We start from the raw sequence: 19,070 nt of genomic DNA, 5'->3' as shown, positions 1-19,070 counted from the left end.
ACTAAACCCATTCATAACTGGGGAATTATTATCAACCAATTTTACCTTATTTTTGACCAAAGAATCAAAAACAAATAATCAATACAAAAAACAACTTACACAAAATTAGGGATAGTGTCCATTTTAATCTTGATATATGTCACTTACATTTAGTGATAAGGCTCTTTAATCTTGATATATGCCACTTGCATTTAGTGATAAGGCTCTTTAATCTTGATATATGTCATTTACATTTAGTGATAAGGCATTTTAATCTTGATATATGTCACTTACATTTAGTGACAAGGCACTTGAATCTTGATAATTGCCACTTGTATTTAGCGTTAAGTCTATTTAATCTTGATAATTGCCACTTGTATTTAGCGTTAAGTCTATTTAATCTTGATATATGTCATTTACATCTGGCGTTATCCTTATTCACTTTGGCGTTATGGCACTTTCATTTAGCGTTATGTCAATTATACATTCCTCATTTATGATTCAAAACTTTGCACACTGTTAATTCTTTATTGGTTTATTACTTCGCTTAACCAACATCCTATAAAGCTACCCAAAAACAAAAATCCCCCAATCAGTAAATTACTAATTGGGGGATTTTATGGTTTATACTTCACCTTATTTACAAATCTACTTTTTTCATTTTGGGGGTTAGTAAATGAATAACTCCCCAAGCCAACAAATACGCAAATCCGCAAACTAAGAAGATGATATTATAGCCACCGTTGAGGTCACCCAATAATTTGTACTTATCCAAAATAATTCCGATGAAGTAAGGGAATAAAACGCCTCCTAAAGAACCTGCCATTCCGCCAATGCCTACAACTGAACTAATGGCTTTTTTCGGAAACATATCTGAAACAATGGTGAAAATATTGGCACTCCAAGCCTGATGAGCCGAAGCTGCCAAGCTTATCAAAAATACAGCAACCCAAATATCAGAAGCGTAACGAGCTAACATAATGGGTGTTACGGCAATCGCAAAAATAAACATCGCTGTTTTTCTAGCTTTGAAGACCGTCCAACCTTTTTTGATAAAATAACCCGACAAATATCCGCCACCGATACTTCCAATGGTTGTACAAGTATAAAGTACTGCTAAATGTAAACTTGGCTTTTTTAAGTCTAAGGCAAAAGTTGAAGAAAAATAAGAAGGCAACCAGAACAAGAAAAACCACCAAATTGGGTCGGTCAGGAATTTACCCGCTACAAAAGCCCATGTTTGTTTATACTTAAATAATTGAAGCCACGGTACAGAAGCACCTGTAATTTCTTCTTCATTATCGCTGTGGATATGTTGGAATTCTTCGGCTGAAAGGTTTTTCTTGCGTGCAGGCAATTCATAAATAAGCCACCAGAATATCAACCAAACAAAACCTATCGCACCTGTGATGATAAAGGCTTCTTCCCAACCATAAGCTCCCAAAATCCAAGGAACCATAATGGGTGCAACAACTGCTCCAATATTTGCCCCTGAATTAAAAATTCCTGTTGCTAAAGCTCTTTCTTTTTTAGGAAACCACTCCGCCACTGATTTGATAGCGGCAGGGAAATTCCCAGCTTCACCAAATCCTAAAGAGGCTCTGGCAATGCTAAAGCCTAAAGTAGTTTTGGCAGCTGCATGAAAAATTGCGGCGATACTCCAAATAATAATGGAAATAGTATAGCCCAATTTAGTACCGATTTTATCAATAATTCTTCCGAATATCAATAAACCAATGGCATAGGCTGCCGTAAAAGCCATGACAACTTTAGAGTAATCGCTTTCTGTCCAAGATAATTCTTTTTCGAGTGTCGGTTTTAATAAGCCAATTACTTGTCTGTCAAGATAATTGATGGTGGTGGCAAAGAATAACAGGGCGACAATCGTCCAACGGTAAGTACCTGATTTTTTCATAGTTAATTGTTAAAGAATCATTTGTAAGCGGTGATTGTCTGAATACTTCCATCAGGATTATGTTTCAATTCCGTCACTTTAACGTTTCTTAAATGTGTTTTTCCTGACAATTGAACATCGTGATAAAATAAATACCATTTTCCTTTAATCTCAACAATTGAATGGTGGTTTGTCCAGCCATCAACAGGGTTCAATACCACACCTTGATAGGTAAAGGGACCATAAGGTTTGTCGCCAGTAGCGTATGCAATTAAATGAGTATCACCTGTTGAATAAGAAAAGTAATATTTCCCTTTGTATTTATGAACCCAAGAAGCTTCAAAAAAACGTTTTTTATTATCGCCTGCTAATAATTCATTTCCGTTTTTATCAAGGATTTTTACGTCTTTTGCTTCTTCGGAAAAGCTTAACATATCTTTACTCAATTTTGCAATTTTAGGAGATAATGCAGGTTGACTATCATCTTGCAACTTTCCATTCTGTTCATAAGTACCTGTTTTCCAACGTTGTAATTGTCCACCCCAAATACCACCGAAGTACATATAATAATTGCCATCAGTATCTTTAAATACACTTGGGTCAATACTGAAACTTCCTTTGATTGGTTCTTTCTCAGCTTTAAATGGACCAACAGGACTTTTACTCGTAGCTACGCCCATTCTGAAAACATCATTTTTATCTTTCACGGGAAAGTACAAATAATAAGTACCATTTTTGAAAGCTGCATCTGGCGCCCACAATTGACGACCAGCCCAAGGAATATCTTTAATATCCAAAGCAACGCCATTATCTTTTACTTTTCCACCAATTTTATCCATTGATAAAATATGGTAATCTTTCATATCAAAGTGACCGCCATCATCATTTTGCTTTGTGTTAGATTCAATATCATGTGAAGGATAAATATAGATTTTCCCATTAAATACATGTGCCGAGGGGTCAGCAGTAAAAATATGCGAAACCAAAGGTTGAGAAATAGGTTTTTTACTTTGTGCAAAAACAGCCATTGAGCTGGCAAGAAATAAAGCAGTTAAAAATTGTTTTTTCATGGATAATAAAATTTGAAATGAGCTGTAAGCTTTGAGCTTTGAGTTGTAAGTCCTTGGATTTGTCTTTTATGATTGAAATCGAATTCAATTAGACAAATTTATGATAATATCTATCTTTTTCAAGATTATTACAATAAAATCATAGAACACATCGGAACACTTTATTTGCTTTAAGCGGTAGGCTTTAGGCTGTAAGCTTTAAATGTTTTGTAGCTGATAGCCTAAAGCATACAGCTTAATGCCTATCGCTTAAAATCCAATAGAATTTCCTCCATCCACAGGAAGCGAAGCTCCTGTAATATATTTTGCTTCTTCGGAAGATAAAAATACTGCTGCCATACCAATATCCTCGGGCTGACCAAAATAACCCATTGGTGTTCTGTCGAGGGCTTTGTGTTTACGAGCTGGGTCAGAATTCATGGCGGTTTTTGACATTGCCGTTTCGATAAATCCTGGTGCTATGGCATTTACTCGCACATTTTGTGTTGAAAATTCCATTGCCAAAGCTTTTACCATGCCTTCCACGCCACATTTTGAAGCGGTATAAGCCACTACTCTATCAATACCATAATAGGCAGCCATGGAAGAAATCATTAAAATTGTACCACTCTTGCGGACCAACATTCTTTTAGCACAAGTACGAGTCAAAGCGAAAACGGCATTCAAATTGGTATTGACAATCCGGCTGAAATCTTCGTCGCTTACTTCTATAGCAAACTTTTTCATATTGATTCCAGCATTATTGACCAAAATATCTATCGCACCAATTTGCGTTTCAATTTGCTCCACTAAATCTTCTAAATGTTCTAAAGCCGTTACATCATTGACGAAATAAAAAGCATTTTCGCCCAATTCAGCTACGGCATCTTTCAACATTTGTTCACGTCTGCCCGTGATGACTACTTTCGCTCCTGCTTGAATCATGCACTGAGCAATGGCAAAGCCAATTCCACTTCCGCCCCCAGTAATTAGGGCAATTTTTCCTTGTAATGAAAACATAAGTTTTTTTAAGCTGTTAGCTACGAGCGGTGAGCTATGAGCTTTTTAATTTAAAGTATTTAAGAACGCATTTATGACACTGAGTTTAGCGGAGCTTTTAAGAGTTTCACAGAGAAATATTATCATAACAAAATTCTGTGAAACTCTTTTAATTCTTTGTGTTACTTTGTGTCAAACTTTAAGCTCAGAGCTCATCGCTCACAGCTAAAAAACTACCTCAACTGATAAATCTCCACCAATTTTTTAACTTCTTCCAAACTCCTTTCTGGTTTCGGGAATTGAGCAGGAATTGGCATTTTTGAATATTGTTGGAAATACAAAACACAAGCGTCTCTCCACCAAATGGCTTCTCTTTCTTGTACTGCCAAACGTCCAGCTACGTCTTCAAAAATCTCTTTGTCAATATTGGGTTTTACCGTATTCCATGCTTTACGCATATCTTTTACAGATTGTAAACCTGTGTAATAGCGAGTACAGAGTTCGTCCCAAAGGATATTGCCTGTTGATAATTTTGTTTTCCAGCCAACATGATGAAACCACAATAAGTACGGTAAAGGCGTTTTGGCTGGGTCATTCCATTGATTTTGTACTTCTGGCGTGTAAAGTAAAAGTGCTTCCGAACCATTTTTTGTTCTGTCGAAACCAATTCCTAAAGTATCTGCACGATGATAATACGCCGAAGCCCAATCGGGACGGTCGCTTTTCATCAACCACGGTTCTGGTCCAAAGTGAATACCTTGCCCCATGATATGATGTAAACCCAAAGGAGTAGTAAAATTCACATAGTTTTCACGAGATTCTATCAAAAGTTTGGTGACAGTTTTAACCGTTTTTGGCTCATGGCTTAATGTCATTTTCACCCATTCATCAGCAATTTGTTCTGATGATAATTCATGATTCCAAGCCAAACGACCAAAAGCATACCAATTGGCTTGCGACATAAAATGTCCTGTCCAATTTCTATCCGAACCCGTATTGGCGACTCCAGCGATGGCAGTTAATTGATAATTATGCAAAGAACCATCCACAACTTTTGCCACTGTAGAACCCTTTCCTTTCACATAAGTATCTGATTCTAAGCACTCTTTAAACAATGGAGCTAAATACACCAAATTGGTAGTAAAACCTAAGTACTCTTGTGTAATCTGAAACTCCATTGCCAAAGGCGTTTTCGGCATTGCTCCAAAAAGCGGATGAAAAGGCTCACGTGGCTGAAAATCTATCGGCCCATTTTTTACTTGTACAATTACTTTTTTATCAAATTGTCCGTCCAAAGGTTTGAAGTCTTTGTAAGCCTCTTTGTAGCGGTCGCCTTTAGGATCGTCTTTTGAACTTGATTTATACACGAATGCCCGCCAAATCACTACGCCAGAATATGGTTTCAGCGCTTCTGCCAACATATTTGCTCCGTCGGCATGAGTTCTGCCAAAATCTTGTGGGCCGGGTTCTCCTTCAGAATTAGCTTTTACCAAGTATCCTCCAAAATCTGGTATAATGCTATAGATTTCTTTTGTTTTTGCCTGCCACCAAGCACGCACTTGTGGGTCGAGTGGGTCGGAAGTTTTTGCTCCTTTGAGAATTTTCGGAGCTGCAAAATTGACAGATAAAAATACTTTGATGCCATAAGGACGAAAAACATCTGCTAAAGCTTTTACTTTCAACAAGTACTCTTTTGTCATAAATCTTGCACTGGCATTTACATTATTTACCACCGTGGCGTTGATACCAATTGAAGCATTCGCACGGGCATAGTCTTTATAGCGTGGGTCGATATTTTCGGGTAGTTCGTACCATTTCCAGAGAGAAGAACCAGCGTAACCTCTTTCGATTGTTCCGAGTGGATTGTCCCAATGATTCAACATTCTGTATTGAATTTTAGGATTACTTACCATCGAAATATTCGTCAAAGATTTTCCCGTTTGAATACTTCTGAGTAATTCAAAAGTACCGTACAAAATGCCTTTTTCAGTATTGGCATTGATGACGATATTACCATTTTGGGTTGTAATCGAATAGCCTTCTTCGTTTAAATCTTTATTGGAAGTCAATTGAAAAATAATCCCTCCAGTACTTTTTGAAGTAGCAACAACAGGAACAGTTTTACCCAATAAGCCTTTTAAACCCAATTGCAATTCACTTGAAGCCGTTTTAAGGATTTCAAATTCCGTATTTGCCACAATGAATTTTGTATGCCGAGCATAGCTTTCTCGTTCTTGCTGATTCTTGATTAAATCATATTTCAACCACAAACGATAGCCATCGTCTGCAAAGGTTTTTGTGCTTAGGCAAAGCAATAAAAGGTAAAGTATTTTTTTGAACATTTTTGTTGTGTAACCTCACCCCCAGCCCCTCTCCTGTTGAGAGGGGAGCTTTAAACTACAAACTTTTCTCCCCTCTCAGCAGGAGAGGGGTCGGGGGTGAGGTTATTTTATTTTGATTATCAAGTATTTATATATTCTTAGGTTATACTTTAAATTAAAAGAAAGAGCGAGACGTTCAAATTTCTTTTAACTCTCCAAACTACGTTCAATCCCCATTTGTAACCCTCTTAATTCTGCTAAACCTTTCAATCGACCAATGGCAGCGTAACCAGGATATGATTTAATTTCTCCTGTTTTCTCTAAATCGTCTAACATTAAATGTCCGTGGTCTGGTCGCATCGGAATCGCAAAAACACCTTCATTGGCGGCTTTTCTACGATTTTGTTCCAACACAATTGCTTTCACCACTTCGTACATATCAACATCGCCTGCCAAATGTGCGGCTTCGTGAAAGTTCAATGGATTTTCTTCTCTTTTTGTACTTCTCAAATGAATAAAATGAATGCGTTCACCAAAGCGTTGAATCATTTTTGGTAAATCATTATCTTCTCGAACGCCCAAAGAACCCGTACAAAAAGTAATGCCGTTGGCTACTACATCGCAAGCGTCCATCAATTGAGCTAAGTCATTTTCAGTACTTACGACTCTGGGCAAACCTAACAAAGATTTTGGTGGGTCGTCGGGATGAATACATAAATTCACACCTAATTCTTGTGCCAATGGAGCAATTTGCTGAATGAAATAATATAAGTTTGCTCGCAGTTCTGCATCACCGATATGTTTGTAATTATCTAATAAAGCTTGAAAATTATTTAGTTCAAATGCTTCTTCCGAACCGGGTAAACCTAATAAAACGGTATTCGTCAGCGAAGCGATTTCTTCGGCAGACATTTTCTGAAATTTCTCCAAAGCTGAAGCTTGTACTTCTTCTGAATAATCTAAAGGAGCTTTTACTCTTTTCAGAATGTATAAATCAAAAAGTGCAAAATCTTCCCAAACAAAACGCAAGGCTTTTGAGCCATCGGGCATTTCATAATTCAGATTTGTTCGTGACCAATCCAATACGGGCATGAAATTATAGCAAACCGTTTTGATGCCACAAGTTGCTAAATTTCGGAGTGAAATCTTGTAGTTTTCAATGTAGATTTCTCTCGAAGATAAACCTTTTTTGATGTCTTCGTGAACTGGTAAACTCTCTACAACCGCCCAAGTAAGGGGAGTAAATTTATCATTATCCACTTCAATGATTTGAATACGTTCTTTGATTTTTTCAATTGTCCAAACTTCTCCAACAGGTATTTGGTGCAAGGCAGAAACTACGCCTGTACAACCTGCTTGGCGAATGTGCATCAAAGAAACTGGGTCGTTGGGGCCAAACCAACGCATTGTGTTCATCATCTGAGTTGTGAATTTTGAGTTTTTAATTTTTAATTAAATTATTGATAAACAAGTACTTAATTCTCAATAAATCTATTTATTAAAAATTTCTGAATTTGTCTTTGCAGCGGCAACCCTTGCGGTTGCCTTAATGCAATGGAAGGGCAACCGCAAGGGTTGCCGCTACATCGCTTTATTTTTTTGGTTTAATGATAAAAAAGCTCGTCGCTCATTTCTCAAAGCTAAAAACCTAAACCAAAGTACGAGCCATTTTTTGTGCCTTTATCGACAATTCTGTGGCTAAAAAGCAGTGTTCTTGGCTCATGGCTGTTTCTGTACGGTTCACAATATCGTTTACTAATTGTTCTCCATAAGGCAATACTTCATTGCTACAATCTATATATTTAGTTTCTTTGTTATTCACCAAGTATAAATTATTTCCTGTATCACGAAGTGCAATATCGATATTTTTACGGATTTCGATATAGCCTTCTGTACCAAGAATCGTCAAGCGACCGTCACCCCATGTTTTTAAACCATCTGGTGAAAACCAATCGACTCTTACATAGCCTGTTCCTTCGTTTCCACGCAAAACCATGTCGCCAAAATCTTCAAACTGAGAATATTGTTTATGGGTATAATTCGCTACTTGCGAGCTTACAACTTCCGCTTTCGTTGAACCTGTAAAGAATAAAAATTGGTCGCATTGATGAGAGCCAATGTCGCAAAGGATACCACCAAATTGTTTTTTATCAAAAAACCAAGCTGGTCTCGACGCAAGATTGATTCTATGTGGACCCATGCCAATTGTTTGAACTACTTTTCCGATTGCTCCAGCTTTTACCAATTCTCCAGCCTTTACAGTAGCTTTGTTTTCAAAGCGTTCACTGAACATAATTGAATAAATTTGCTTAGTTGCTTTTTGTACTTTTCTTACTTCTGCCAATTGTTCAAGTGTAGTAATGCCCGGTTTGTCAGACATAAAATCTTTACCATGTTTCATTACTCTGATGCCTAAAGGCGCTCTTTCACTGGCAATCGCAGAACTCAAAACCAATTGTATAGACTTATCTTCCAAAATTTCTGCTTCGCTTGAAGCCTGTTTAGCATTGGGATGTCTTTTAGCAAAATTGCTCAACAAATCTGCCTCTTTTGCAAAATATGCAACCAACTCTCCACCGCCACGAATAACGGCTTCTACTTGACCATAAATATGTCCATGATTCATGCCAATCACGGCAAATTTGATTTTAGGAGCAATATTTTTATGAAGATAGGGTGAAACACTCGTTTGACTTTTGGTAGAATTAGCCATTATTTCCTGAGAAACATTGGGTAATAATACTAAACCTGCCGCCGAAGTAATTGTGTTTTTAATAAAATCTCTACGTTTATTTTGTTCCTTTTCCATGATTTGTTTCAGTTGTTATTTACCTGATTTACTTTTCTTAGCTAATTCTAAAGCCTTAGTGGTGGTATAATACTTTGAAATCATATTCGGTACTTCCCATTTCGGTAGCTTTCCTACTTTCAGAAATTCTAAGTATTTTTCTGTCACTCTTCCAAAATGTGCTTCATGTCCTTCTTTGTACTTTTCTGGGATGATTACTTCCCAACCTTTGGCATTTTTTTTCACCGAAATTCCTGCAAAATCCTTTTGTAAATCAGCTACTGCCTTTGAAAGCTCTGCTTCATAATTACCCGAAACATTCACAGGTTCAATGTATAAAGTAGGCTTATAAGCTTGTTCTGCTCCTTGACGAATGATGAGATTGGCTTTTGTGCCACGCATAATGGAGTAATGCGTATCGCCACCGCCTTCGGGTGCTTTATAAGCCCAAATCACAGAAGCTTTGGCATGAACGCCTTTCAATTGATAATTGATTTCGCCATTTGCATAGATTTTTAAAGTAGTGTCGTTGGCTAAATCTTTCTTCAAAAATGTTGGAAAACCTTCTGTTTTAGTAATGGTTTTAAATTGATTTAAAGTCATATCTGTCGTCCAACGTTTAGCATTGGTGATTTTGATGTCTTTTTTGTAATCAATGATTTGTTCTGGAAAACATTCCCATTGAATCAAATCGACCAAATGCGTCGTAACATCTACAATCCCTTCGCCTTGCTGGGCTACATCCATAAACCAAGTAGGTCTTGTCAATACACTTCCAGAAACATATTTATAGAAATGATGAACGCTTTCTTTGGTAACGGCTGGGTTTTCGGGTGTACCTTTTTCAAGTTTACCAAAAACCGAAGGAATCATCGAAAAAGCCCTTTGCAACATCGTACTGATTTCATAACGCTCGGTCATAATATCATAAAGCAGTACTTTCTTTTCAGATGCTTTTTTAAAAGTAGCTTGCAGTTTCGGAAAATCTTTGGCATCAATAATCATCGGTTTATCTGAAAGAACATTAAAGCCTGCACCGATAGACTTTGCCAAATAATCGGCTTTAATTCTATTATTCCCTGCAATCACGACTACATTTCCTGCTTTATCAGCAAGCATTTTTTCCAGATAATCATTGCCTGCATATATTTTTTCATGCCAATCCGTCGGCTTATCAGCCCTTGAATTGTAGGAATTAATTCTATCTAAATGATAATGCAAATCATTTCCCACAGGTGCATATACTTGCACGGTCGGACTTACTTCTGGATACATATTTTTCTGCACCAAAGCCGCATGAAAATGTCCAGGGTCAAGTGTAATAAGTTTTACGGTTTGTTTTTGACTTTGTGCAAAAACAGCCGAAGACAAACCCAAACTTATACTTAACAGTGTTTTATTGATATGAATATATTTCATGGTATTTTTTAGCTGTGAGTTATGAGCCTTGAGCTTTTTTCTATTTGCTTTATTAATTGATTGAGGGTCAATTTTATACACAGAGGTTCTCAGAGTTTTAATGAGTTTCACAGCGTATTTTCGCTAATCTCTGAGAAACTCTGTGTATGCTCTGCGTTTCTCTGTGTATTAATTATAAATCTGAAAGCCGAAAGCTATGTCATATTTCTAAATCCGAAATCTGAAATCCGACACCCGAAATCCATTATATTTTTATCGCATAAGGTTTTCTTTGTTCTCTGGCTAATAATAAATTCGCTTCTGGGTCATTGATAAATCGTTCTTGTTTTGGATTCCAGTACAATTTACGATTCAATTTCATTGCTGCATGGTGTAACAAACAAGCTGTACATGAACGATGCCCAACTTCCGCAGGTGCAATAGGTTCTTTTCTGGAAACAATACTTTCCAACCAGTTGCCATGATGGTCTTTACTCACGGGCAAGTGAATTTCGTTTTCGCCAATCACCGAAGTAATAATTTTTGGGTCGCTGGCATCAAGGGCTTTAGCGGCCATTTGTTTTGCAATTGGATCGCTGGCTGTAACCGATGAATCGCCTCTCGAAACAAAAATCCACCCTTCTGTACCTTCAAATTTGATACCATTCGGCAATTCATTACTTACTACCATTCTTACGCCATTTTCATACATGGCTTCTGTCGTAAAAATACCATGAACATTCCAAAGTCCTTTTTTAGGGAAATCTGCTTTCCCCCAAATTTCGATTGGTCCCGTATGTTCTGTATTCATCGCCCAGTGTGCACAGTCGATATGATGTGAACCCCAACCAGTAATCATACCCGCTCCAAATTGTTCGCAACGCAACCAACCCGGACGGTCAAAACCAACTTGTGGATGCACTCTTTTTTCGGTATAATATACTTCGGGCGTTGTGCCAAGCCACATATCATAATTTAAGTTTTTCGGAATTGGCATTTCTGCCTCTTCATCGCCCGATGGGTCGCCCGGCAAACCTACATAAACCGTTTTCAAAGTACCGATTCTGCCATTTCTGACCAATTCGGCGGCATATCTAAATTGATTAGACGAACGTTGCTGTGAGCCAACTTGTACGATTCTTCCCGATTTTTTTACAGCATCTGCCATCATTCTTCCTTCCGAAATCGTCAAAGAAGCAGGTTTTTGCATATAAACATCCTTTTTTGCACCAACGGCATGAATCACAATCGGAGCATGCCAATGGTCTGGCGTACTTACCAAAACAGCATCAATATCTTTATTCAACAATAATTCACGGTAATCTGTATAAGCCTTTACACCATCAAAATCTTTTCCCGATTTTTTGGTATAATACTCATTCACTAATTTTTTTGCTAAGTCAGCACGATTACCATCCACATCGCAAACTGCCATAATTTGAGCATTATCATACTTCCAAACACCTGGCATATCATGACCACGGGAAATTCTTCCAGTTCCAATCGCACCAATATTGATTCGATTACTTGGAGCATTTTTCCCAAATACCGAAGCTGGAACAATCGTGGGAAAACCTGCAATCACCGTACTTGCCAAGGTTCCTTTGATACCTAAATCAAGAAATTGTCTTCTTGATATGATGTTTTTCTCTTCTTGTGACATAGCATTTATCAAAATTTAAAATGATTTTCATAGTCTTCTTTCCAAAAAGTATCCTCATGACAGACTTCTACTTATCTGAACGTCAAATAATTTTTCAATGACGATGTAAAGATGAAAATTAATTTTTATTATGCAATCGGTTGCATTGGTTTTTTTACAATTATTATTTGAAATATATTATTATTGCAATCAATAAAAATAACTTAAATTGCCTAAAATAAGCATTTTAGCCCTTTATTTAAACAAACAGGTTAAGTAAGGTTAAAGCTTAACAAATATTAATAAATGCAATTATTCTAATTGTTGCATAAAATTGTTTTATACTTGTAACATAATTATTCAATTGAAGACTCAGATAAACATATTTTCTAATTCCCAGAAAATGATGCTGATTATAAAACTTATATCATGGGCAAAGAAATAACCATTTATGACATTGCTAGTCAGCTACAATTATCTCCCGCAACTGTTAGTAGAGCGTTAAATAATCATCCAGCCATCAATGAAAAAACAAAAGTGCTGATTAATGCTAAAGCAGAAGAATTGGGTTATCGTTCTAATAAATTTGCCAGTAATTTACGCAAGCAAAAAACCAATACTATCGGTGTAATCGTACCGAGACTGAACAGTTATATCATGTCAACCGTTATTGCTGGCATGGAAAAAGTTGCCAATGATGAAGGTTTTAATTTAATCATTAGTCAATCATTAGAATCTCAAAGAAAAGAAATCGCCAATACTAAAACCATGTTCAATAGTCGTGTAGATGGTTTGTTGGTTTCAGTAGCTTTTGATACCGATTCTTTTGAACACTTTCAGCCTTTCTTGAAAAAGAAGATTCCCTTAATTTTCTTCGACCGTATTTTTGAAAATAGTGATTGCCCCAATATCGTCATTGATAATGCCAAAGGCGGTTATGAAGCTACAAAACACCTGATTGAACAGGGTTTTAAAAATATTATTCACATAACAGGTAATTTAAAAAGAAATGTATATTCCGACCGTCTGAAAGGCTATCAGCAAGCACTTTCTGAATCTGGGATACTTTTCAAATCTGAAAATGTGTGGGTTACAGCTTTAAGTCTTGAAGCAGGAAAAGAAGTAGCTCATCGCATAAAAGCACTTCCAATTAAACCAGATGCCCTTTTTGTATCCAGTGATTTGTGTGCAGTAAGTTGTATTGCCACTTTAAAGGATTTGGATATTACTGTGCCAAATGATATTGCGGTGGTTGGTTTTAATAATGACCCAGTATCCCAAGTAATTTCTCCAAAACTCACTACCATTCATTATCCTGCCAAAGAAATGGGAGAAATGGCGGTAAAAAGTATGATTAATCACCTGAAAGGCAATTTTAATTTAGATGCAACCAATACAATTACTTTGCGTTCTGAGCTGATTGTGCGAGAGTCAAGTTTGTTTTTGACACATTCTTGATGAGGCAAATTGCATTTCTAAAAAATAAACTCGACCTTAGAGGAATGCAATTTAATAATTAATTTATGCCAAATCTTAACACAAAAATCAATAAAGATTATAGCTATGATGCCATCGTGATTGGCTCTGGCATGAGTGGCGGTTGGGCTGCTAAAGAACTTTCGGAAAAAGGCTTGAAAACCTTAGTCCTTGAAAAAGGAAGAATGGTGAACCACGTGGAAGATTATCCAACGATGATGCAAGACCATTGGGATATGGCTCATCGTGGCGGACTCAGTTATGAAGACCAGCAAAAACAGCATATTCAAATTAGAAGTGGTTTTGTAGGTGAATCGGTAAAACACTTTTTCACAAACGATATTGATAACCCTTACCAAGAAAAACAGCGTTTTGACTGGATTCGTGGTAATCATGTTGGCGGCCGTTCGCTTACTTGGGGAAAACACGTGTATCGCTGGAGTGATTTAGATTTTGAAGCCAATGCCAAAGAAGGCATCGGTATCGACTGGCCCATTCGCTACAAGGATTTAGCTCCGTGGTACTCTTATGTTGAAAAATTTGTAGGCGTAAGTGGTGAAAAATTAGGTTTAGACCATTTGCCAGACGGCGAGTTCCTCCCTCCTATCGAACTGAATTGTTTAGAAAAACATTTTCGCCAAGAAGTAGCGAAAAAATTTAACGGTCGCCCCGTTACTACGGGACGAGTGGCTCACCTCACCGAACCACAACCACAACATTTAGCATTGGGTCGTGGGAAATGTCAAAATCGTAATCGTTGTTCAAGAGGTTGTCCATTTGGAGCATACTTTAGCAGTAATTCGGCTACTTTACCAGCAGCAAACAATACAGGAAACTTCGCTATCCGTCCAAATTCTATCGTTCATTCTATCATTTATGATGAAAAAACACAAAGAGCTACAGGCGTAAGAGTAATCGACAGCGAATCAAAAGAAGAAATCATCTTCAAAGCTAAAATCATTTTTAGTTGTGCTTCAACGCTTGCCACGACACAAATTTTAATGAATTCAAAATCAAGTCGTTTCCCCAACGGCATGGGAAATGATAGCGGAGAATTAGGACATAATTTGATGGATCATCATTACAGAACAGGTGCAATGGGTTCGCATGAAGGTTTTGAAGACCAATATTATAAAGGACGAAAACCAACGGGCTTGTTTATTCCAAGATTTGTGAATTTGGATGAGGCTTCTAAAAATCCAAATTTCTTGCGTGGCTACGATTATCAAGGAGCAGGTGCTGGCAGAGGAAATTGGGGAAGAGGCGTAAACGAAGAAGGTGTTGGTGCAAGTTTTAAAGAATCGCTTTTCAAACCGGGCGGATGGGGAATGGCATTGATGGGCTTTGGAGAAGTATTGCCATATCACGAAAATAAAGTAACATTAGACCCTAAAAAAACTGATAAATGGGGTATTCCACAATTGGTTTTTGACGCAGGTTTGAAAGAAAACGAAATGAAAATGCGTGAACAAATCAGAATTGATGCCGCTGAAATGTTGGAAAAAGCAGGTTTCAAAGATGTAAAAACCTTTGATAATGCTGGCGGTTTAGGCGTTGGCGTACACGAAATGGGCACTGCCCGCATGGGTCGTGACCCCAAAACTTCAGTATTGAATGGCAATAATCAAATTCATGGAGTTTCCAATGTTTTTGTAACGGATGGTGCTTGTATGACTTCTTCTTCTTGTGTGAATCCTTCAATTACTTATATGGCATTGACGGCACGAGCTGTTGATTTTGCTGTTAGTGAGTTGAACCGTAAAAATTTGTAGCCTTATGAACCGCAGAGAAGTCCTTAAAAATACTACTTTATTTTTGGGTTACAGCCTGTCGGCTGGAGCTTTGTCCGAGCTTTTTATTGCTTGTCAAAAAGAAGCTCAATTGAATTGGCAACCAGTTTTTCTATCCAATAATCAAGCAAATTTGATTGCTGAAATTGCAGAAACGATTTTACCAAAAACCGAAACGCCCGGAGCAAAAGAATTGGGTGTGCCTCAGTTTATTGATAAAATGTTGAAAGAAATGCTTTCGGAAGCAGACCAAAAAGCTTTTATTGAAGACTTAGAAAAATTTGATGAAACTTGTGAAGAAGCCAATAAAAAGCCTTTTATTGAATGTAATCAACAAGAAAGAGAAGTCTTTTTACTGAAAGCTGATAAAGAAGCAGGCAAATTACCACCTTCAGCTTGGGGAATTACTTTGGTAGCCAAACCCGACCCCGTGGCGTTTTTCAGAAGAGTAAAAAGTCTGACGCTTTTAGGCTATTATACTTCTGAAAAAGTAGGGAAAGAAATCCTTTCTTATGACCCAATTCCTGGAGAATTTATTGCTTGTATGCCTCTAAGTCAAGTAGGAAATGCTTGGAATGAGTAAGATTTAGCCAACAAAAGAGTATTCCGTTACTTTTTTTACTTTTGGGTATATCATTTAAAAAATATAAAATAAGCAATGAAGAGATTTTGCCTTGCACTTGATTTAGTAGATGACCCAAGCCTTATCGCTGAATACGAAGCCTATCATCAAAATATTTGGTCGGAAATTAGAGCGAGTATTTTAGACGTTGGAATTATTGATATGGAAATCTATCGAATCATGAACCGATTATTTATGATTATGGAAACTGAAGACGATTTTTCATTCACCCAAAAAGGAGAAATGGATGCCAACAATCCCAAAGTACAAGAATGGGAAAACCTGATGTGGAAATATCAATCAGCCTTACCCATCGCCAAAGAGGGTGAAAAATGGCTTTTGATGGATAGAATATTTAAGTTGGCATAATTATTCTTAATAACACATAATCCTGTAAGGTTTTAAAAAACTTTACAGGATTTTTTATATACAGCTTATTTTATGCAACATTGTTGCATAAAATAACATACCTTTGTCTTACTAAAGATAAAACACACTAATATGACAAAGGAAAATCAATTTGACGTAATTATTATTGGAGGAAGTTATGCAGGACTTTCTGCGGGTATGGCTCTGGGGCGGTCACTTAGAAAAGTTTTAATCATCGATGGCGGAAAGCCTTGTAATATCCAAACGCCACATTCTCATAATGTTATCACACTGGATGGTGAAACACCAAGTGCCATTACAGAAAAAGCTAAAAACCAAGTATTAGCCTACGAAACCGTTACTTTTTTAGAAGGATTGGTAACGAAAGCAAACAAAACGAATGATGGAACATTTGAATTACAAACAGCTGACGGAGAAAATTTTATCGCTAAAAAGCTTTTGTTTACTACAGGTGTTTCTGACATTATGCCTGATATAAAAGGCTTTTCGGAATGCTGGGGGATTTCGATTTTACATTGTCCGTACTGTCATGGTTATGAAGTAAAAGAACAAAATACGGGCATTTTGGGCAATGGTGAAATGAGTTTTGAATTCAGTAAGCTAATCAGTAATTGGACAAAACAACTTACTCTTTTCACTAATGGTAAAGCTACTTTGACGGAAGAACAAAATCAAAAACTTTCGGCACATCACATTAATATTGTAGAAGATGAAATCGATAGTTTTGAACACGAAAATGGAGTAATCAAACAGATTGTTTTCAAAAATGGCATGAAACAAAGTATAGCAACACTTTATGCTAGAATTCCCTTTGAGCAACATTGTAAGCTTCCCGAAATAATGGGTTGTACTTTGACAGAACAAGGTCATATACAAATAGATGATTTTCAAAAAACCAATATTGCAGGAATCTTTGCTGCTGGTGATAACACTACGATGTTTAGGTCGGTAAGCAATGCCATCGGAGCAGGAAGTAAGGCTGGTGCATTGATTAACCATGAATTAATTAATGAAGCTTTTAGATGATTAAAAGCTGTGAGATTAGCCTTATTATTTTAAAAAATGATAGTCCTTTTAGAAAAATATTATGACAAACGAAAACGAAAAACCAGAATTCTGGGAAGCCAACTTTATTGAAAAGCATGAAATGTGGGGCTTTGACCCTTCTAATTCTGCTATATTGGTAAAGGATTTCTTTGTCCAAAATTCAATAAAAAACATACTTATCCCCGGCATTGGGTACGGTCGGAATGCTCAAATTTTTAAAGATAATGGAATCGCCGTAACAGGAATAGAAATATCTAAAACAGCTATTGAAATGGCAAGAAAACATTATGGCACAGATATGACCATTTATCATGGTTCTGTAACTGATATGCCATTTGACAATTGCCAATATGATGGCATATTTTGCTATGCTTTAATTCATTTATTGGATGATAGCGAACGAAAAAAGCTAATCCGTGACTGCTATAACCAACTAACAGATGATGGCTATATGGTTTTTCCCGTTATTTCAAAAGAAGCACCTACCTATCGCAAAGGCAAATTTATCAGTAAAGACCGCTACGAAATATTTGAAGGAGTACAAATGTATTTTTATGATATTGCCTCAATCAACGACGAATTTAGTAAAGCTGGATTATTTGAAATCACAGAGGTTAGCGAGAATTTTCCATTCTATTTGATTAAATGCAAGAAAGGAAGTAGCTAGAAAGCTACACAGAGTAAGGGATAGTGTCTTCAGAATTTAGCAATGTTTTTTACAGATAAAACAAAGAGATAAATCTATCCCTTCCAATTTGAATCTCCATATTGCTAAAGTCCGTACTGCAATAATAGATAAATACTCATGGCATGACTTTCATTAAATCTAGTAGTCATGCCATGACTGGTAATGGTACAGTAAGTAAAAAGAAATTAAAAATAACTTGATACTTCGCCCTGATTAGTATTCTTTATCCAGCTTATTAATAACTTAGCCTCGAAATAATTGATTGAACACTGAATCCTACAAGTAAATGAAACTATCAGAATATGTAAAAAAGAGAAATGGGGTTCCGATTGGGCATTCAAATTCTCTTCGCAATAATTTGGAAAGGTCACTTGGGGCGAAAAATTTTTCTGCTTTTTGGAATTATTGGAACCCAATTTTCGGGTACTATTTAGGGTCAAAAATATTCAAGCCTTTGAAAAAAGTGTTCCCAATTGGGTTTGCAGTAATTCTAACATTCATTTTTTGTGGATTAATCCACGATTTAGTTACCACTTTGATAAGAGGGTACCTATCGTTATTTTTTTCAGTTTGGTTTCTTTTGATGGGAATAGCAGTCATAATTTCAAAATATCTTGACTACGACCTATCCAATAAGAAGTGGATTTTTAGGACTTTTGTGAACTTAGTTATCATCGGGACATGCTTATTCCTCACAAATTACTTAAATGCGACCTTAAAGTATTACTAAATTCTCTAAAAATTGAACGAGTATTTAAGCATCTTGTTTGATAGAATGCTCATCTAGTAAAATGCAATCGACATCTTGTTTGATAAAATGCCCATTTAGTAAAATGCAATCGACATCTTGTTTGATGAAATGCCAATTTAGTAAAATGCAATCGACATCTTGTTTGATAAAATGCCCATTTAGTAAAATGCAATCGACATCTTGTTTGATGAAATGCCAATTTAGTAAAATGCAATCGACATCTTGTTTGATAAAAT

General features: G+C 36.7%; 16 protein-coding genes. 6 read left to right on the top strand and 10 right to left on the bottom strand.

Annotated elements, in window-relative coordinates; genetic code table 11:
* Positions 1–619: 619 nt before the first annotated feature.
* The 8 genes from VB776_RS23815 to VB776_RS23780 form a co-directional block, all read right to left on the bottom strand.
* Positions 620–1,894 (bottom strand): MFS transporter, encoded by a 1,275-nt coding sequence (locus VB776_RS23815; protein ID WP_323699348.1) that lies wholly within the window; start codon positions 1,892–1,894, stop codon positions 620–622.
* A gap of 17 nt (positions 1,895–1,911) precedes the next feature.
* Positions 1,912–2,901: a glycoside hydrolase family 43 protein gene (locus VB776_RS23810; protein ID WP_323699349.1), complete on the bottom strand. Its 990-nt coding sequence runs from the start codon at positions 2,899–2,901 to the stop codon at positions 1,912–1,914.
* 291 nt (positions 2,902–3,192) lie between these two features.
* Positions 3,193–3,942 carry an SDR family NAD(P)-dependent oxidoreductase gene (locus VB776_RS23805; protein WP_323699347.1) on the bottom strand — a complete coding sequence of 250 codons (750 nt, stop codon included), beginning with the start codon at positions 3,940–3,942 and terminating at the stop codon, positions 3,193–3,195.
* Between the two features lie 212 nt (positions 3,943–4,154).
* On the bottom strand, positions 4,155–6,263 hold the full coding sequence (locus VB776_RS23800) for an alpha-glucuronidase family glycosyl hydrolase (RefSeq protein WP_323699346.1): 2,109 nt from the start codon (positions 6,261–6,263) through the stop codon (positions 4,155–4,157).
* Between the two features lie 186 nt (positions 6,264–6,449).
* Positions 6,450–7,661, bottom strand: a complete 1,212-nt coding sequence (uxuA, locus tag VB776_RS23795) for a mannonate dehydratase (RefSeq protein WP_323699345.1) — start codon at positions 7,659–7,661, stop codon at positions 6,450–6,452.
* A gap of 229 nt (positions 7,662–7,890) precedes the next feature.
* Positions 7,891–9,051: a Gfo/Idh/MocA family protein gene (locus VB776_RS23790; RefSeq protein WP_323699344.1), complete on the bottom strand. Its 1,161-nt coding sequence runs from the start codon at positions 9,049–9,051 to the stop codon at positions 7,891–7,893.
* Between the two features lie 15 nt (positions 9,052–9,066).
* Positions 9,067–10,449, bottom strand: coding sequence for a putative oxidoreductase C-terminal domain-containing protein (locus tag VB776_RS23785; protein WP_323699343.1), 1,383 nt, complete (start codon positions 10,447–10,449; stop codon positions 9,067–9,069).
* Between the two features lie 244 nt (positions 10,450–10,693).
* The gene (locus VB776_RS23780; RefSeq protein ID WP_323699342.1) at positions 10,694–12,091 is read right to left on the bottom strand and encodes a Gfo/Idh/MocA family protein; all 1,398 of its coding nucleotides are present in this window, start codon (positions 12,089–12,091) and stop codon (positions 10,694–10,696) included.
* Positions 12,092–12,499: 408 nt separating this feature from the next.
* Between VB776_RS23780 and VB776_RS23775 the strand changes: the two genes are divergently transcribed.
* From VB776_RS23775 to VB776_RS23750, 6 genes are all read left to right on the top strand, one after another.
* A complete protein-coding gene (locus VB776_RS23775; RefSeq protein WP_323699341.1) occupies positions 12,500–13,528 on the top strand; it encodes a LacI family DNA-binding transcriptional regulator in 1,029 nt (342 codons plus the stop codon).
* A gap of 65 nt (positions 13,529–13,593) precedes the next feature.
* Positions 13,594–15,318, top strand: coding sequence for a GMC family oxidoreductase (locus VB776_RS23770; RefSeq protein ID WP_323699340.1), 1,725 nt, complete (start codon positions 13,594–13,596; stop codon positions 15,316–15,318).
* A 4-nt stretch (positions 15,319–15,322) separates the two neighbouring features.
* A complete protein-coding gene (locus VB776_RS23765; RefSeq protein WP_323699339.1) occupies positions 15,323–15,919 on the top strand; it encodes a gluconate 2-dehydrogenase subunit 3 family protein in 597 nt (198 codons plus the stop codon).
* Positions 15,920–15,994: 75 nt separating this feature from the next.
* Positions 15,995–16,327, top strand: coding sequence for an L-rhamnose mutarotase (locus VB776_RS23760; RefSeq protein WP_323699338.1), 333 nt, complete (start codon positions 15,995–15,997; stop codon positions 16,325–16,327).
* A gap of 132 nt (positions 16,328–16,459) precedes the next feature.
* Positions 16,460–17,374, top strand: coding sequence for an NAD(P)/FAD-dependent oxidoreductase (locus VB776_RS23755; RefSeq protein WP_323699337.1), 915 nt, complete (start codon positions 16,460–16,462; stop codon positions 17,372–17,374).
* 61 nt (positions 17,375–17,435) lie between these two features.
* A complete protein-coding gene (locus VB776_RS23750) occupies positions 17,436–18,062 on the top strand; it encodes a class I SAM-dependent methyltransferase (RefSeq protein ID WP_323699336.1) in 627 nt (208 codons plus the stop codon).
* A 447-nt stretch (positions 18,063–18,509) separates the two neighbouring features.
* Here VB776_RS23750 and VB776_RS23745 read toward each other — a convergent pair whose 3' ends face one another.
* Together VB776_RS23745 and VB776_RS23740 are read right to left on the bottom strand one after the other, a co-directional pair.
* The gene (locus VB776_RS23745; RefSeq protein ID WP_323699335.1) at positions 18,510–18,683 is read right to left on the bottom strand and encodes a hypothetical protein; all 174 of its coding nucleotides are present in this window, start codon (positions 18,681–18,683) and stop codon (positions 18,510–18,512) included.
* Between the two features lie 154 nt (positions 18,684–18,837).
* Positions 18,838–19,070: hypothetical protein (locus VB776_RS23740; RefSeq protein WP_323699334.1), on the bottom strand; the 233-nt coding region annotated here is incomplete at its 5' end.

The sequence above is a fragment of the Arcicella gelida genome (assembly GCF_034931025.1).
Lineage (GTDB): Bacteria > Bacteroidota > Bacteroidia > Cytophagales > Spirosomataceae > Arcicella > Arcicella gelida.
The sequence above is the reverse complement of the archived record's forward strand: the minus strand, read 5'-3'. Positions and strand labels throughout refer to the sequence as shown.

Coding starts and splice junctions, on each gene's coding strand:
- VB776_RS23815 (WP_323699348.1), bottom strand. CDS start 1,894: ATGAAAAAATCAGGTACTTACCGTTGGACGATTGTCGCCCTGTTATTC.
- VB776_RS23810 (WP_323699349.1), bottom strand. CDS start 2,901: ATGGCTGTTTTTGCACAAAGTAAAAAACCTATTTCTCAACCTTTGGTT.
- VB776_RS23805 (WP_323699347.1), bottom strand. CDS start 3,942: ATGTTTTCATTACAAGGAAAAATTGCCCTAATTACTGGGGGCGGAAGT.
- VB776_RS23800 (WP_323699346.1), bottom strand. CDS start 6,263: ATGTTCAAAAAAATACTTTACCTTTTATTGCTTTGCCTAAGCACAAAA.
- uxuA (WP_323699345.1), bottom strand. CDS start 7,661: ATGATGAACACAATGCGTTGGTTTGGCCCCAACGACCCAGTTTCTTTG.
- VB776_RS23790 (WP_323699344.1), bottom strand. CDS start 9,051: ATGGAAAAGGAACAAAATAAACGTAGAGATTTTATTAAAAACACAATT.
- VB776_RS23785 (WP_323699343.1), bottom strand. CDS start 10,449: ATGAAATATATTCATATCAATAAAACACTGTTAAGTATAAGTTTGGGT.
- VB776_RS23780 (WP_323699342.1), bottom strand. CDS start 12,091: ATGTCACAAGAAGAGAAAAACATCATATCAAGAAGACAATTTCTTGAT.
- VB776_RS23775 (WP_323699341.1), top strand. CDS start 12,500: ATGGGCAAAGAAATAACCATTTATGACATTGCTAGTCAGCTACAATTA.
- VB776_RS23770 (WP_323699340.1), top strand. CDS start 13,594: ATGCCAAATCTTAACACAAAAATCAATAAAGATTATAGCTATGATGCC.
- VB776_RS23765 (WP_323699339.1), top strand. CDS start 15,323: ATGAACCGCAGAGAAGTCCTTAAAAATACTACTTTATTTTTGGGTTAC.
- VB776_RS23760 (WP_323699338.1), top strand. CDS start 15,995: ATGAAGAGATTTTGCCTTGCACTTGATTTAGTAGATGACCCAAGCCTT.
- VB776_RS23755 (WP_323699337.1), top strand. CDS start 16,460: ATGACAAAGGAAAATCAATTTGACGTAATTATTATTGGAGGAAGTTAT.
- VB776_RS23750 (WP_323699336.1), top strand. CDS start 17,436: ATGACAAACGAAAACGAAAAACCAGAATTCTGGGAAGCCAACTTTATT.
- VB776_RS23745 (WP_323699335.1), bottom strand. CDS start 18,683: ATGACTGCTATTCCCATCAAAAGAAACCAAACTGAAAAAAATAACGAT.